General features: G+C 45.8%; 15 protein-coding genes. 9 read left to right on the plus strand and 6 right to left on the minus strand.

Features of this window, described 5'->3' with window-relative positions:
- Positions 1-8 precede the first annotated feature (8 nt).
- Both aroE and mtgA read left to right on the plus strand, forming a co-directional pair.
- Complete coding sequence (gene aroE / locus ICN45_RS07675; protein WP_216175050.1) at positions 9-914, plus strand: shikimate dehydrogenase; 906 nt, start codon at positions 9-11, stop codon at positions 912-914.
- An 8-nt stretch (positions 915-922) separates the two neighbouring features.
- Entirely contained in the window at positions 923-1,660 is a 738-nt protein-coding gene (gene mtgA, locus ICN45_RS07680) for a monofunctional biosynthetic peptidoglycan transglycosylase (protein ID WP_216175052.1), read from the plus strand.
- Positions 1,661-1,679: 19 nt separating this feature from the next.
- Here mtgA and pyrF read toward each other — a convergent pair whose 3' ends face one another.
- Complete coding sequence (gene pyrF, locus ICN45_RS07685) at positions 1,680-2,519, minus strand: orotidine-5'-phosphate decarboxylase (RefSeq protein WP_216175054.1); 840 nt, start codon at positions 2,517-2,519, stop codon at positions 1,680-1,682.
- 73 nt (positions 2,520-2,592) lie between these two features.
- Here pyrF and corA point away from each other — a divergent pair, with 73 nt between their 5' ends.
- Complete coding sequence (gene corA, locus ICN45_RS07690) at positions 2,593-3,558, plus strand: magnesium/cobalt transporter CorA (RefSeq protein ID WP_216175056.1); 966 nt, start codon at positions 2,593-2,595, stop codon at positions 3,556-3,558.
- A 15-nt stretch (positions 3,559-3,573) separates the two neighbouring features.
- Here the strand turns inward: corA and ICN45_RS07695 are convergent, their stop codons facing one another.
- The 3 genes from ICN45_RS07695 to thiL are packed head-to-tail and all read right to left on the minus strand — an operon-like array spanning position 3,574 to position 5,653.
- Entirely contained in the window at positions 3,574-4,071 is a 498-nt protein-coding gene (locus ICN45_RS07695; RefSeq protein WP_216175670.1) for a CinA family protein, read from the minus strand.
- Positions 4,071-4,631 carry a phosphatidylglycerophosphatase A family protein gene (locus tag ICN45_RS07700; RefSeq protein WP_216175058.1) on the minus strand — a complete coding sequence of 187 codons (561 nt, stop codon included), beginning with the start codon at positions 4,629-4,631 and terminating at the stop codon, positions 4,071-4,073. Before ICN45_RS07700 ends, ICN45_RS07695 begins: the two co-directional genes overlap by 1 nt.
- Complete coding sequence (gene thiL, locus ICN45_RS07705; RefSeq protein ID WP_216175060.1) at positions 4,628-5,653, minus strand: thiamine-phosphate kinase; 1,026 nt, start codon at positions 5,651-5,653, stop codon at positions 4,628-4,630. The genes ICN45_RS07700 and thiL overlap by 4 nt, the downstream gene beginning before the upstream one ends.
- Before the next feature lie 84 nt (positions 5,654-5,737).
- Here thiL and ICN45_RS07710 point away from each other — a divergent pair, with 84 nt between their 5' ends.
- Complete coding sequence (locus tag ICN45_RS07710) at positions 5,738-8,059, plus strand: NADP-dependent malic enzyme (protein ID WP_216175062.1); 2,322 nt, start codon at positions 5,738-5,740, stop codon at positions 8,057-8,059.
- Positions 8,060-8,188: 129 nt separating this feature from the next.
- The gene (locus ICN45_RS07715) at positions 8,189-8,809 is read left to right on the plus strand and encodes a barstar family protein (protein WP_216175064.1); all 621 of its coding nucleotides are present in this window, start codon (positions 8,189-8,191) and stop codon (positions 8,807-8,809) included.
- 33 nt (positions 8,810-8,842) lie between these two features.
- Here the strand turns inward: ICN45_RS07715 and ICN45_RS07720 are convergent, their stop codons facing one another.
- The gene (locus tag ICN45_RS07720) at positions 8,843-9,604 is read right to left on the minus strand and encodes a 16S rRNA (uracil(1498)-N(3))-methyltransferase (protein ID WP_216175065.1); all 762 of its coding nucleotides are present in this window, start codon (positions 9,602-9,604) and stop codon (positions 8,843-8,845) included.
- Between the two features lie 44 nt (positions 9,605-9,648).
- On the opposite strand from ICN45_RS07720, the gene tkt reads away from it, so the two are divergent.
- Positions 9,649-11,643: a transketolase gene (gene tkt, locus ICN45_RS07725; protein WP_223146532.1), complete on the plus strand. Its 1,995-nt coding sequence runs from the start codon at positions 9,649-9,651 to the stop codon at positions 11,641-11,643.
- Between the two features lie 38 nt (positions 11,644-11,681).
- Positions 11,682-12,710 carry a type I glyceraldehyde-3-phosphate dehydrogenase gene (gap, locus tag ICN45_RS07730; RefSeq protein ID WP_216175067.1) on the plus strand — a complete coding sequence of 343 codons (1,029 nt, stop codon included), beginning with the start codon at positions 11,682-11,684 and terminating at the stop codon, positions 12,708-12,710.
- Between the two features lie 110 nt (positions 12,711-12,820).
- On the opposite strand, the gene fur is transcribed toward gap, so the two are convergent.
- Positions 12,821-13,270 (minus strand): ferric iron uptake transcriptional regulator, encoded by a 450-nt coding sequence (gene fur, locus ICN45_RS07735; protein ID WP_216175069.1) that lies wholly within the window; start codon positions 13,268-13,270, stop codon positions 12,821-12,823.
- Between the two features lie 130 nt (positions 13,271-13,400).
- Here fur and ICN45_RS07740 point away from each other — a divergent pair, with 130 nt between their 5' ends.
- Positions 13,401-14,042: an outer membrane protein assembly factor BamE gene (locus tag ICN45_RS07740; RefSeq protein WP_255531122.1), complete on the plus strand. Its 642-nt coding sequence runs from the start codon at positions 13,401-13,403 to the stop codon at positions 14,040-14,042.
- Positions 14,043-14,109: 67 nt separating this feature from the next.
- Positions 14,110-14,910: a 4-hydroxy-tetrahydrodipicolinate reductase gene (gene dapB / locus ICN45_RS07745; protein ID WP_216175673.1), complete on the plus strand. Its 801-nt coding sequence runs from the start codon at positions 14,110-14,112 to the stop codon at positions 14,908-14,910.
- Positions 14,911-14,918 lie beyond the last annotated feature (8 nt).

Here is a 14,918-nt window from a genome sequence, read left to right on the forward strand (position 1 = left end):
TAGTCATCATGAACTCGTCTATTTCTCCAGAACTCCATACCGACCCCCGCCTTCATGCTGGCGTGGATGTATACGCTGTTGCGGGTAACCCTATTTCTCATAGCAAGTCTCCTTTCATTCACCAAGCTTTTGCGGCACAGGCAAAGCAAAAAATGCACTATGGCCGTTTGCAAGCTGAATTACCTTCTTTTGCCCAGACTGCGAAGGCATTTTTTGCTGCTGGCGGCAAGGGTATGAATGTGACAATTCCATTCAAGTTGGATGCACGCAACTTTGCAGAGGTATTAACAAGCCGCGCTCAATTGGCTGGTGCAGTCAATACGCTCTGGATTAAAGATGGCAAGATCCATGGTGACAATACAGACGGCGCTGGACTAGTTCGAGATTTATTGGCACAAGGCATTGCCCTACATGAGTCTAGAATTTTGCTTTTGGGAGCGGGTGGGGCGGCGCGTGGGGTGATTGGCCCATTGCTGGAGCAAGCGCCGAAATGTTTAGTAATTGCCAACCGCTCAAGTACAAAGGCAGATGAGCTGGTAAGCCTATACGCCGATTTGGCTGCCGCCCAAGAAGTTGCCCTAGAATCCCGCACCCTGTTGGACTTAGAGGATTCAGTTGTAACACCACACCCTTTTGATTTGGTTATTAATGCTACCGCTGCTGGGCTTGAAGATGTCTCCCCTTTAACTGCAAAAGCAGTGAGCAATATTTTTGTACCCAGTTCATTTGCCTATGACATGGTGTATGGGAAAACAACACCACTCATGCAACAAGCCTTACAAAGAGGCGCCCGAGTGAGTGATGGCTTGGGTATGTTGGTAGAGCAAGCAGCGGATGCATTTTTGTTATGGCGAGGATCAGAGTTAGCTGCAGCCATAGACCCGCGCGCGATATTAGCCCAGTTACGCAGCTAATCTTTGCTATGCGTTGGCTTATTTACGTAGTCAAATGTTTGCTTTGTGGTTTTCTGGCAATGCAGGCTTTCTTTGCGATTCAGATAGGCTTATGGACTACTTTAGATCCATCAAGTACGGCATTTCAGAGGGCTGAGCGATGGCGTTTATGCACTTGGCACTGGTCTTGTCCTGTTTATTCAGAATGGGTCCCCTATAGCAAGATTTCGAATAATCTCAAGCGCGCTGTCTTGGTGAGTGAAGACGATATCTTTTTCCAGCACAAAGGTGTGCGAGTTGAGGATATGCAAAAGGCCTGGGAAAAGAATCAACAAAAAAATCAATCTGGCAACAAATCAAAGACAGCTTTACGTGGGGGTTCAACAATTACTCAACAATTGGCTAAGAATTTATTTCTTTCTTCCGAGCAAAATTATTTGCGCAAAGGCCAAGAGCTCATCATTACAGGACTTTTGGAATTAGCACTTTCTAAGCAAAGACTTTTTGAGATTTATCTCAATTCGGTTGAGTGGGGTGAGGGTATTTTTGGAGTTGGTGCAGCCTCCCATTATTACTACGCAAGCACTCCAGCATCATTAGACCGAGAGCAAGCTGCCGCTCTGGCTTCTGCATTACCTGCCCCTAAATGTTTTGATAAGCCGCAATACTGCCGTAAGGCTAATATTCACTTCCCAACTCGCCAAGATTTCATCTTAGAAAACATGGATCGAGTTGCTTTGGCTCCCAATCCCAAGAGTTCTAAGTAGCAGTCTTAAATTAGTAGTCCTAAGCAGCAGCTCTGAGGGCATCGCGAGTGCGTTGCGCCACCAAGCGTGCAGCTTGTGCAAAATTATTGCCAGAGCTGGCGTATAAGATCGCTCTCGAGGAATTGATGATCATTCCTGTACCAGGTGCACCAGCGATGCCGCCGGCTTTCACAGTGGCCTCAATATCACCGCCTTGAGCACCAATACCAGGGATGAGTAAAGGCATATCACCGACGATCGCACGAACCTTCGATATTTCTTCTGGGAATGTGGCGCCTACCACTAGACCAATCTGACCGGAGCTATTCCACTGCTGTGCAGCTAGTTGGGCAATATGCAAATACAGCGGTTCTCCCTTGGGCCCAACATTCAGAAATTGCAAATCGGAACCACCGGGATTGGAGGTGCGGCAAAGTACGATGACGCCTTTGCCGGGATGTTTTAAGTAGGGCTCAATCGTGTCAAAGCCCATGTATGGGTTTACGGTGATGGCATCGGCGCCATAGCGCTCAAAAGCCTCTAGAGCGTAGTGATCGGCAGTGCTACCAATATCTCCACGCTTTGAGTCCAAAATAACAGGGATATGTGGATAACGATCCTTTAGATGCTTGATCAGCTTTTCTAATTGGGCCTCAGCCCTTTGTGACGCGAAGTAAGCAAACTGGGGTTTGAACGAGCACACTAAATCCGCAGTAGCATCAGCGATGTCACGGCAGAACTCAAAAATCCCCTCAGGCTTCCCTTGCAGGACCGTAGGTAAGCGCTTAGGATCGGGGTCAAAGCCAACGCACAGCATACTGCCTTGGGAAGCCCACGCAGACTGGAGTTGCTGGGTAAAGGTATTTGAGCTTGAGTTCATTGGGTTTGGCTTATTTTACTGAAACTATCATGTTCTATAGGATAAACTAGCGCACATTCCTTAGGAGTTCACCATGATCAACTTGTTCGTCCTACAAAATGGCCGCCTCTCTCAAGAGCAAGTCGAAGATCGCAATGAATTGTTGCAATACGCTAATCCTATATGGATTGATGTTGTTGATCCAGAAGAAGAAGAGCTTATTTGGATTAAAGAGGCATTTGGCGTGCTTTTGCCCGAGTTGGATGACCTGGGTGACTTAGAGGCTTCTGCGCGTTATTTTGAGGCGGATGATGGCCACCTCCATATTCGGACCGATTTCTTATTGGATGAAGAAGAAACTTCCCGCAACGTGCGAGTCGCATTTGTTCTTACTAAGCAAGTGCTATTTTCGATTCATGATGAAGATTTACCCGTGTTCCGTTTGGTTCGTCTGCGGGCACGTTTGCGTCCTGGTTCAGTAAGCAATGCAAAGGATGTATTGCTCGATTTATATTCTACTGATGCTGAGTATTCGGCCGATGCTTTGGAAGAGGTTTATGAAAACCTTGAACAAGCAGGTAAGCGCGTGCTTTCTGACAGTATTAATGATGCTGATGCCGCTGAAGTTTTAGAGACAATCGCAAAAGAAGAAGACACCAACGGACGCATTCGTCGCAATGTCATGGACACTCGCAGAGCCCTATCTTTCCTAATGCGTAGCAAGTTATTATCCGATGAGCAACAGGAAGAGGCGCGTCAAATTTTGCGCGATATCGATTCTTTAGAAAACCACACAGCATTCTTATTCGATAAGATCAACTTCTTGATGGATGCGACGGTTGGTTTTATTAACTTGAATCAATCCAAGATTATCAAGATCTTCTCGGTGGTATCGGTTGCCTTGATGCCACCTACTTTGTTAGCAAGTATTTGGGGTATGAATTATAAATATATGCCTGAACTGGATTTCAGTTGGGGCTACCCAATGGCAATTGGCGTCATGATTATTTCAGCGATCATCCCATTGTTTTACTTCTATCACAAAGGCTGGATGAAGTAATTTCAAGACTGAGTGCTAGTGATCATTCAGTAGTGCAAGCAACTCCGTTAAGACATATTCAGTTGCTTGCTGGCGTACTGCTCGCCTATCTCCGCTAAATAGTTTGGTTTTGGTGTGTGTGACAAACTCACCTGCGCCACTGGGTATAGTCCAGCTAAAACAAACAGTACCAACCGGTTTGCCTGGTGACCCGCCAGTAGGTCCCGCAATGCCCGTAATGGAAGCGCCCACATTTGCACCGGCATTGCGCTGTGCACCTTCAGCCATGGCTTTCGCCACTGGCTCGCTCACTGCCCCAAAGGACTCTATGAGCTCCACCGGAACTCCTAAGCACTCAGATTTAGCTTGATTGCTATAGGCGATATAGCCACGCTCAAACCAATCGCTCGAGCCTGGTAATTCAGTCAAAGCAGCACAAACAAGTCCACCAGTGCAAGATTCTGCGAGTGCAATTGTCCAGCCCTTAGAAATGAAGAGTTTGGCAATTGTCTGAGTTTGATCGGCTAAGCTCATCATTGAATAATCATTTGTATTAATGCCACCACTAATAATGTGAAGAAGGCTGCTGCAAGGTCGTCGATCATAATCCCGAAGCCACCCCAGACAATTTGAAATAGGCTTGAGGGCGCTTGATTCTCTTCCTCCAGATTTTTAAAGTGGCGATCAATCAATCCAATGGGGCCAGGCTTAACAGCATCAAAAAAGCGAAAGAGGCCGAAGGCAATTGCTTGCATCCAAATATTGGTAGGCATGATCACGAGGAGTATTAGCCAAAAGGCGATGATTTCATCCCATACGATGCCGCCAAAATCTTTCTTGCCCAACTCCTCACTGACGTGCCCACAGATCCAGCAACCCAACACGAAGCCACCACTAATGATCCATATAAAGTCTTCGGTTGATAAGAAATACTCTCCTATCAGAAAGGCTGCCCAGGCCCATAGCGTTCCAACAGTCCCAGGCGCTAAAGGGCTTAGGCCACTGCCAAACCCAAAGGCGATAGTGCGAGTGGCAGTTTGCCTTACCCATTTAAAGGTGGGAATTGCCTGCGTCGATTGATCGAGATTACTCATGATGCAAAGTGGTCAAAAGATTTGAGAAGTGCTGCAGCTTCAGTATCGCTAATGAGCTTGCCATCTGCATCAAGTAAGCGAACGATTGCTTGCGCATTGCTCATCTTTGTAATTTGACCAATATGGGTGATAGGTAGATTCAAATCCTTGCTAATGGCCTTGATGACCTGTCGTTGTGCAACTGGAGCTGTAAAACAAATTTCATAATCATCCCCACCGCAAGCTGCAAATTGATGTTGAATATCCTCAGCTTGTTTTCTAAGGATGAGAGATTTTGGAATGAGCTCTAAAAATATTTCTGCACTGACTTGGGATTGCTCCAGGATATGCTGAAGATCTCCCAATAGACCATCAGAAACATCCAGTGCAGCGCTCGCAATATCTCGCAGTCTTAATCCCAGATTCACTCTTGGGATGGGATCATGCATACGAGATTCAATCTGCTTTAGATCATCTTCAGGAATTAGGATTTCATGACGCAGTGCAGCAAGAGTAAGTCTCGCGTCTCCTGTTGTTCCGGAAATCCAAATATCTTCTCCAGGTTTTGCCCCTGATCTACGAATCGCTTTTTCAGCTGGAATGCTCCCAAATGCCGTAATGGAAATGGTGAGTGGTCCAGCGGTCGTATCGCCCCCAATCAATGGGCATGAAAATTCATTTGCGATTGCAAAAAGACCTTCACAAAAGGCTTCAAGCCAAATGACGTCTGGTCGCGGGAGAGCAATGGCTAAGGTGAATCCCAATGGCCTTGCCCCCATTGCCGCTAGGTCTGAGAGGTTAACTGCTAGGGCTTTGCGTCCCAAGAGTGCTGGGTTAGCATTTGAGAAAAAGTGCCTGCCCTCCACCAGCATATCGCTAGTAATGGCAATTTCTTCCCCTACGACTGGTTTGAGAAGGGCGCAATCATCACCGATACCTAAAGTGATGTTTTGATCCTTATTTGAGTGCATAGCCTGCGCGCCCGTTTTAAAAAAACGCTGAATGACAGCAAATTCCCCAAGAGAGTCAGATTCTGAATGCATGCGCCATTTTATGGCTCTTAGCAGACTAGTGCTCGAGAGGAATAGAATTAGAGTCTTCAATAGGCCTTACCAAAGAGTACGCTGATGAGCAAAGAAAATAATAAAGAGCAACAAATTGCAGCCCTAAGAGAGGCCGCACTCCAGTATCACGAGTTTCCAACTCCTGGCAAGATTGAGATTGCCCCCACTAAACAACTGACAAATCAACGCGATTTAGCACTTGCTTACACCCCTGGTGTTGCAGCCCCTTGCGAAGAGATTGTTAAAGACCCCGCCAATGCATTCAAATACACCGCGCGTGGGAATTTGGTCGGCGTCATTACCAACGGTACAGCAGTTCTTGGTTTGGGAAATATTGGGCCATTAGCTAGTAAGCCAGTGATGGAGGGGAAAGCTGTTCTCTTTAAAAAATTCGCCGGTATTGATGTGTTCGATATCGAAATAAACGAAAACGACCCTGACAAGTTGGTCGAAATTATTGCAGCACTAGAACCCACTTTTGGTGGTATTAATTTAGAAGATATTAAGGCGCCAGACTGCTTTGTAGTCGAGCGTAAGTTACAGGCCCGTATGAAGATTCCGGTCTTCCATGACGATCAACACGGCACCGCCATTGTGGTTGCAGCAGCAATTCTGAATGGTTTGAAGGTGGTTGGTAAGGATGTAGGGAATGTGAAGTTGGTGACCTCTGGTGCAGGCGCTGCGGCTTTGGCATGCTTGGACTTGCTAGTTGAGCTGGGTATTTCCCGTAAAAACATTTGGGTGACGGATTTAGCAGGCGTTGCATATAAGGGTCGTAAAGAATTGATGGATCCAGAGAAGGAGCCATTTTGTCAAGAAACTGAACTGCGTACTTTAGATCAGGCAATTGAAGGCGCTGATATTTTCTTGGGTCTCTCTGCTGGTGGTGTGCTGAAGCAAGACATGGTGAAGAAAATGGCTCTTAATCCATTGGTCTATGCATTAGCAAATCCAACCCCAGAGATTCTTCCTGAAGAAGTGAAAGCGGTTCGTCCAGACGCAGTAATGGCAACGGGTCGAACTGATTACCCCAATCAAGTGAATAACGTATTGTGTTTCCCCTTTATCTTCCGTGGCGCTTTAGATGTGGGTGCGACAACAATCACTCGTGGCATGGAAGTGGCTGCAGTGAAGGCTGTAGCGGAATTAGCACAAGCAGAGCAAAGCGAAGTAGTGGCCTCTGTTTATGGCATCGAGAATTTATCCTTTGGTCCAGAGTATTTAATACCGAAACCATTTGACCCGCGCTTAATCACAGTCATTGCCCCTGCAGTTGCTAGAGCAGCGATGGAAGATGGCGTTGCCACTCGTCCGATAAAAGATTTTGATGCTTATCGCAATCAGTTGCAGCAATTTGTGTACCACTCCGGTACATTGATGAAACCGCTCTTTAGTATTGCTAAGCGCGTACCAGCAAATCAAAAGCGAATTGTATTTGCCGAAGGTGAAGATGAGCGCGTATTGCGCGCGGTGCAAATCATTATTGATGAGCAGCTTGCCACTCCAATCTTAATTGGTCGCCCAGCCGTGATTGAGTACCGTATTGACAAGTTTGGCTTGCGCATGAAGGCGGAAGATGATTTTGAGATCGTCAATCCAGAAAATGACACGCGCTTCCGTGATTTCTGGCAAACCTATTTGGGTCTGACTGAACGCAAGGGTGTTACAGCGTCTTTTGCCAAGTTGGAGATGCGCCGTCGCAATAGCTTGATTGGTTCAATCATGATTATTAAAGGTATGGCCGATGGCATGATTTGTGGAACTATTGGTAATGCAGCAACGCATTTGAAATACGTTGACGAAGTGGTTGGTCATGAGGCTGGAGCGAATGTATATGGCGCTATGTCAGGTCTCATACTTCCAGGCCGCCAAGTATTTTTAGTCGATACCCATATCAACATTGATCCAAGCGCTTGCGAGTTAGCTGAATTGACTTTGATGGCTGCTAGTGAAATGCGCAAGTTAGGATTAGTACCAAAAGTAGCCCTCCTCTCACATTCTAATTTTGGTTCAAGCAATGCGCCATCTGCGATCAAAATGCGCGAAGTCTTAGCCTTAATTCAAAAGGCCGATCCAACTTTAGAAGTTGATGGTGAAATGCATGGTGATAGCGCTTTGGATGAAACTATTCGGGCTGGAGCGGTGACAAGCTCACCATTAAAGGGTGACGCAAACTTGTTGGTATTGCCTAATATTGATGCAGCCAACATTTCTTATAACTTGTTAAAAACTGCAGCAGGTAACGGTATCGCAATCGGACCACTTTTGTTAGGTGTTGCTAAGCCGATCCATATTCTGACTCCAGCGGCTACGGTTCGTCGGATCGTGAATGTGACTACTTTGGCGGTGGTTGAGGCTGCTAGTAATGCGAGGGGAATCTCTTAAGGATCCAGTGATAAATATAAGTTAGTGATAACTAACATTTATTATTTCTATATAAATCAACAGTTTATATAAAATGCACTGTATTTGGGCTTGATTTGATGGCGCGTTAAGGGTAACCTAGCACCCATCATGAATAATCGCTCTGAAAACAACAGTACAGCAGGCTTTGAAGAACACAGCCGTCCTGAAAGTTGGGATAGTAATGACCGACTTGAAACCGAATCGTCCGCTGCCAATATTTATGCTCAGGGCGGTTTATCTCGTTTACAAACCTATGCAGCAAATCAAGTTTCGGGGAAAAAAGTGACTGCTTCTTGGCGTGCCGCTTTGGCCGTTCGTGATGCCGGACCGCCGGCAATGTTGCGCAGTGTGCGCACTAACATCGTGCAATCGATCCGTGCTTTCCGTACTCCTGACTTACAGGAAGCGGCAACTGAACTTGGCCAACATTTCATTTATGCAAACTGTGCAAATGCGATGACTAAAGGTGAAGTTCTGGAGTCTATTGCGATTGCCTACTCATTTACAAAGCAACAAGCAAAGAATTTTGATCCTTTGTTAGACGCTTTGACGACAACCATTGATAAGACAGGCCCGCAATCTGGATTTGTTGTGGTACTTGAAGGTTTACCTTGCACTCAGAAGTTTGACAAAGAAGCACGCGAAACGCTGTTAGATGTTTTCCGTGATGCAGTCGATTTCTGGGCTGAGCGCCGCACTCCTTATCGTGTCTTCTACTCTTTTGCTTGATTGCTAAAGTTTTAGAAGCTCCTTAAATCGCCTCTACTTGAGGCGATTTTGCATTTCAGGATTCCAGATACTGTGTACGGTCGTAATAGCGACGATGCCAGCTGTTTCTGTTCTAAGAACTCGCTCACCTAAGGAAACGATTTGAAAGCCTGCTGCTTCCGCTAAGGCCTCCTCTTCTGGAGAATGCCCACCTTCAGGCCCAATCATCAGAACAATATCTTGGGGAGTACTCTCTATTAAAACAGAGTGCATCGTTTTTGAGGCATCTGGACTGAGGAGAAGCTTTAAGGCCTGCTCGGGATTGGCTTTGAGGTAGGACTCAAAAGTGTGAATGGGTTCAATGGCAGCAAATACAGTTCGATCACATTGTTCGCAAGCCGCTTGGATAATTCCTTCCCAATGGGCTAGGCGCTTTTGAGCCCGATCATGGTCACTTCCGCGAGTGAGCTTCAAAATAGAGCGTTCACATTGCAGAGGTACGATGTTCTGGGCGCCAGTTTCAACGGCTTTTTCAATAATCCAATCCATTTTGTCGCCACCAGCCAAGCCTTGGGCCAAAGTAATGGCATAAGCGGTCTCACGATGAGTATCTCTGCGGATGTCATTTAATTGGACTTGGCCTATTTTTCCGTTAAGTGAGAGCAGTTCTGCCTGGGCTACCTGGCCTTTTCCGTCAAACACGGGGAAGAATTCCCCAATCTTGATGCGTCGCACGCGCAGGTGATGGGCTGCCTCAGGGGTGAGGGAGGTTGGCTTTTGGGATTCCCATGGGCTGGGAAGATAAAATTGAGGCATTACTGAAATGTAGCCGATTTATTTTTCTCGAGACCAAATTTACAATGTCAAATCTTCAAATTCGCATGGCGGATGCCATACGTCACTTATCCATGGATGCGGTTCAACAGGCCAACTCTGGTCATCCGGGTATGCCAATGGGAATGGCCGATATTGCCGTTGCACTTTGGGGCGAGCATTTAAAACATAACCCGAATGATCCGCTTTGGATTAATCGTGATCGTTTTGTTTTATCCAATGGCCATGGCTCGATGTTGCTGTATTCACTCTTGCATCTTTCAGGATACGACTTGCCCATTGAGGAGTTAAAAAAATTCCGACAATTGCATAGCAAAACACCTGGTCATCCAGAGTATGGAATTACACCTGGTGTTGAAACGACCACAGGTCCATTGGGCCAAGGAATTGCCAATGCGGTAGGCATGGCGCTCGCGGAGAAATTACTCGCAGAAGAATTTAATCGTCCGGGTCATAAAATTGTTGATCACTACACCTATGCTTTTTTAGGCGATGGTTGTTTGATGGAGGGTATTAGCCATGAAGTTTGTTCATTAGCTGGAACTTTACAGCTGAATAAATTGATTGCGTTCTGGGACGACAATGGCATCTCAATTGATGGCAAAGTGATTTCGTGGTTTAACGAAGATACGCCGAAGCGCTTTGAGGCTTATCACTGGAATGTGCTTCGTGATATAGATGGCCACGATGCTGAGGCAGTATCAGCTGCCATCGCTAAGGCAAAAAAGAGTGATAAACCAAGCTTAATCTGCTGCAAGACCGCCATTGGCAAAGGCTCGCCGAATATGGCCGGCAGCGATAAAGTCCATGGTTCTCCGCTAGGCGCTGCTGAAATTGCAGAAACCCGCCTTGCTTTGAACTGGCCTTATCCGCCATTTGAAATTCCGCAAGATATTTATGCAGCGTGGGATTTTAAAAAACGGGGCCAAGCTGCCGAGCATGAATGGCATGAAGAATTCCAAGAATATAAAACTCAATATCCAGAACTCGCCTCTGAATTGCAACGTCGTATGCAAGGTGATTTACCAGAAGATTTTTCAACGACCCTAAAGTCGTATTTGGAAACTTGCCAAACTAAGGCAGAGACAATTGCAACCCGTAAAGCAAGTCAAAATGCAATTGAAGCATTAGCACCTGCTTTACCAGAATTTATGGGTGGCTCTGCTGACTTAACAGGATCGAATTTAACCAATTGGTCAAGTTGCAAACCCGTTCGCAGTAATCAATGGGGCAACCACATTAATTATGGTGTGCGTGAGTTTGGTATGAGTGCGATCATGAATGGGATTGCTTTGCATGGTGGCTACATTCCATTTGGCGGAACATTCTTAACCTTCTCAGACTACAGCCGCAATGCTTTGCGGATGGCAGCCTTAATGAAGTTGCGTAGCATCTTTGTCTTTACCCATGACTCTATTGGTCTTGGTGAAGATGGTCCAACCCATCAAGCTGTTGAGCATGTAGCCAGCTTACGCCTGATCCCGAACCTGATGGTTTGGCGTCCATGTGATACCACCGAGAGTGCCGTGGCCTGGGGAGCAGCCATTAAGCGCAAGAATGGCCCCAGCGCCCTCATCTTTAGCCGGCAAAATTGCCCTTTTGTTACACGCAATAATCAACAAATTCAAGATATTGCTCGTGGCGGCTATGTATTGCGTGAGTCACAATTTGGAAAGATAGATGCAGTCATTATTGCGACTGGTTCTGAAATTGCCCTCGCGCTGCAAACGGCAGAGCAGTTAGAAAAAAATGGTTTGGGTATTCGGGTAGTCTCGATGCCATCAACTACTGTTTTTGATCAACAAGATTCTGCTTATAAAGCAAAAGTCCTGCCAGCCAATATTCCGCGAATTGCTGTTGAAGCAGGGGTGAGTGATTTCTGGTGGAAGTATGGTTGTGCAGCCGTACACGGTGTTGATACCTTCGGTGAGTCAGCGCCTGCACCACAACTTTATGAATACTTTGGTTTAACAGTCGACCAAATTTCAAAGACAGCTAAACAATGTATCGCCAATAAATAAAGCAAAGTACGAAATTCAATATTAGTTAGGGGAAATCAATGACAATTCGGGTCGCAATTAATGGATATGGTCGTATCGGTCGCATGGTGTTGCGTGCCTTATATGAAGATCAGCTAAACGGCAAACCGAGACGGGATATCAAGATTGTGGCGATTAATGCCATGGGAGATATCGATATCAATGCCCACCTCACTCAATATGATTCTGCTCATGGCCGCTTTCCTGCTGAGGTCAAGGTTGATGGCGATTGCATGGTGGTCAATGGTGATCGTATCCAAATGTTTTCTACACGTAATCCGTTGGAGACCCCATGGGGTGATTTGGGAGTAGATTTAGTGTTGGAGTGCTCAGGGAAATTTACCTCCAAAGAAAAAGCGCTAGTGCATATTCAGCAGGGCGCAAAGAAGGTATTAATTTCTGCCCCTGGTGAAAAAGATGTTGACGCGACCATCGTGTATGGCGTTAACCAAAATATATTAAAGGCAAGTGATGTAGTTGTATCCAATGCTAGCTGTACAACCAACTGTTTGGCACCTTTAGTTAAGCCTTTGCTAGAAAAAATTGGCATTGAGTCTGGCTTGATGACAACAATTCATGCTTTTACTAACGACCAGGTACTTACAGACGTGTATCACAAGGATATGCGGCGCGCACGTTCAGCTGTTAACAGCATGATTCCAACGAAGACTGGCGCTGCAAAAGCGATAGGCTTAGTGTTACCAGCTTTGGCAGGGCGTTTTGATGGTTTCGCAATGCGAGTGCCAGTGATTAACGTGTCTGTAGTGGATTTAACTTTTGCAGCCAGTCGTGCCACCAGCGTCGATGAAGTAAATTCCATCTTGAAGGCTGCTAGCGAAGGTGAGCTCAAAGGTATTTTGGGCTTTAATACTTTGCCACTGGTATCAATCGACTTTAATCATGATCCTCGCCCAAGTATTTATGATGCCTCTCAAACCCGCGTTTCTGCTGATGGTAAGTTAGTTAAAGTATTGGCTTGGTATGACAATGAGTGGGGTTATTCAGTGCAAATGCTCAATGCCGCTGAGGCATTGATGGCTGCGAAGTGATCTAAACGTATCAAAAGCACTTAAAAGATGTGAAAAAGCAAAAAGACCTCAATTTGAGGTCTTTTTAGCTATTCTGAGCCCTAATTATTGGCTAAAACACCCAAAAATGCCTATTTTTGCTTATTGCGACAGTTTTTCTTCTGGCAGTGACCATACATTGCTAGGGAATGCTCTTGAAGCTTGAATCCGAGGTTTTTAGCAATATCCCGCTGTCTTTTTTCTATAGCCTCATCGACAAACTCCTCCACATGACCACAATCTAGGCAAACGAGATGGTCATGGTGCTGGCCCTCATTAAGCTCATAGATGGCCCTGCTGTCCCCTTTGCTGGATTCAAAGTGACTGCGCAATAGAAGCCCAGCTTGCTCAAATTGGGTAAGCACACGGTAAACCGTGGCCAGCCCAATTTCCTGATCATCTTTGGCTAAAGCCATAAAGACGTCTTCCGCACTAAAGTGGGTCCCCCCATTTTGGTGGAAAAAATCCAGAATTTTCATACGCGGGCCAGTGGCTTTGAGGCCGATATCACGCAAATCTGCAGGAGTAGGGTTTTGGGTCATATTTATGGCTTTGCAAGCTAAAATCAATGTCTTAATGATACGGCCAGCTATGCAAAATTGCCTTGAACTTTTTAGTCGTTTTTTGACCCCTGTTTCTAGGAGGGTTCCCGCCGCTCGGCTTGGATTTTTAATGATCGCTCTAATTGGTTTTTTGGGATTGAGCGGATGCACTTCGGCTGTTGACGAGACGCAACGTGCATGGGCTAATAAAATTTTTAGACCCTATGTTCCGGATACGGTTCAGGGAAACTTCATTTCTAGTGAGCAATATTCCAAATTGCAAGTGGGGCAGAGTCGTGAGCAGGTGCGTCAAATTTTAGGGACACCTTTATTAGCCAGCTATTTCCACGCTAATCGTTGGGACTATGTTTTTGAATTTAAGCGTGCCGGTAAAACTGTTGGGAAAGAACGTCTTGTCACAGTATTTTTCAACGGCGATAAAGTGGTTAAGTTTGAGGGCGATGCACTGCCAACTGAAATTGAATTGGTGGCTGAGATAGATAACTATGCCAAAACTAGACGTTCATTTTGGGACGTGCTGACTGGCTCCAATAAGCCACCAGTAACACCACCATTACAGCAGCCAGAGGTATTAGTTCCCAGTCGAACCGATAACTTACCTGCCGGTGCGGCTATACCTGCAGTTCCCGCTTCAACGAGCAGTTCATTCTGGGATTTTTTTAGCACTTCGAAAACAGATGGAAGTACTCAGCCTGAGACCTTGGGTCCTGGTGCTATGAATATCCCTGTAACTACAGAAACTAAACAGTAAAACTATATTTGCATTGATCCTAAAGTAAATGAAGTAGGTACCCTTAAAAATAAGTGATGAATACATGATGAAGATTGCAATCGCTGGAGCAACTGGTCGCATGGGTAAGATGCTGATTGAGACTGTGCTCAATACCGCTGATGCCCAATTAGTTGGGGCGCTCGAACATACTTCCTGCCCGCAACTTGGTGAAGATGCGGGCGCGTTTTTGGGTAAAAAGACAGGGGTATTGATTTCTGCTGATGTTGCTCAAGTGCTCGCAAATGCAGAATTCTTAATTGATTTCACCAGACCCGAAGGTACGATGGCGCATTTGGCTGTGGCTGAAAAAACGGCCACCAAAATGATTATTGGCACCACCGGTTTGAGTACTGAGCAAATTAATAGCTTTCAGAAAGCAGCAGAGAACTTAGCAATTGTTTTTGCTCCTAATATGAGCGTTGGCGTCAATGCTACATTCAAGTTACTGGAGATAGCTGCCAAGATGCTCAATCAAGGTTACGACATTGAAATTATTGAAGCACATCATCGTCACAAAGTAGATGCGCCTTCAGGGACTGCCCTGAAGATGGGCGAAGTCATTGCAGATGCTTTAGGTGAAAAGTTGGATGACCTTGCCGTGTATGCGCGTGAAGGTTATACCGGTGAGCGTAAAGAAGGGTCTATTGGTTTTGCAACGATTCGTGGCGGAGATATCGTTGGTGATCACACCGTTCTATTTGCCGGTGATGGTGAGCGCATTGAGATTAGCCATAAGTCCTCTAGCAGACAGTCTTATGCACAAGGTGCATTACGCGCTGCACGTTTTTTGCAAAACCAAAAATCTGGTTTATACGATATGCAAGATGTTTTGGGTTTGCGTAAATAATTAGTAAA

This window comes from Polynucleobacter alcilacus (assembly GCF_018881545.1).
Classification (GTDB): domain Bacteria; phylum Pseudomonadota; class Gammaproteobacteria; order Burkholderiales; family Burkholderiaceae; genus Polynucleobacter; species Polynucleobacter alcilacus.

Excerpts from the sequence above, each read along its gene's own strand:
- ICN45_RS07700 (WP_216175058.1), bottom strand. The coding sequence starts at position 4,631 with ATGAGTAATCTCGATCAATCGACGCAGGCAATTCCCACCTTTAAATGG.
- gap (WP_216175067.1), top strand. The coding sequence starts at position 11,682 with ATGACAATTCGGGTCGCAATTAATGGATATGGTCGTATCGGTCGCATG.
- thiL (WP_216175060.1), bottom strand. The coding sequence starts at position 5,653 with ATGCATTCAGAATCTGACTCTCTTGGGGAATTTGCTGTCATTCAGCGT.
- fur (WP_216175069.1), bottom strand. The coding sequence starts at position 13,270 with ATGACCCAAAACCCTACTCCTGCAGATTTGCGTGATATCGGCCTCAAA.
- ICN45_RS07695 (WP_216175670.1), bottom strand. The coding sequence starts at position 4,071 with ATGAGCTTAGCCGATCAAACTCAGACAATTGCCAAACTCTTCATTTCT.
- ICN45_RS07710 (WP_216175062.1), top strand. The coding sequence starts at position 5,738 with ATGAGCAAAGAAAATAATAAAGAGCAACAAATTGCAGCCCTAAGAGAG.
- pyrF (WP_216175054.1), bottom strand. The coding sequence starts at position 2,519 with ATGAACTCAAGCTCAAATACCTTTACCCAGCAACTCCAGTCTGCGTGG.
- dapB (WP_216175673.1), top strand. The coding sequence starts at position 14,110 with ATGAAGATTGCAATCGCTGGAGCAACTGGTCGCATGGGTAAGATGCTG.
- tkt (WP_223146532.1), top strand. The coding sequence starts at position 9,649 with ATGTCAAATCTTCAAATTCGCATGGCGGATGCCATACGTCACTTATCC.
- ICN45_RS07720 (WP_216175065.1), bottom strand. The coding sequence starts at position 9,604 with ATGCCTCAATTTTATCTTCCCAGCCCATGGGAATCCCAAAAGCCAACC.
- ICN45_RS07740 (WP_255531122.1), top strand. The coding sequence starts at position 13,401 with ATGATCGCTCTAATTGGTTTTTTGGGATTGAGCGGATGCACTTCGGCT.
- aroE (WP_216175050.1), top strand. The coding sequence starts at position 9 with ATGAACTCGTCTATTTCTCCAGAACTCCATACCGACCCCCGCCTTCAT.
- ICN45_RS07715 (WP_216175064.1), top strand. The coding sequence starts at position 8,189 with ATGAATAATCGCTCTGAAAACAACAGTACAGCAGGCTTTGAAGAACAC.
- mtgA (WP_216175052.1), top strand. The coding sequence starts at position 923 with ATGCGTTGGCTTATTTACGTAGTCAAATGTTTGCTTTGTGGTTTTCTG.
- corA (WP_216175056.1), top strand. The coding sequence starts at position 2,593 with ATGATCAACTTGTTCGTCCTACAAAATGGCCGCCTCTCTCAAGAGCAA.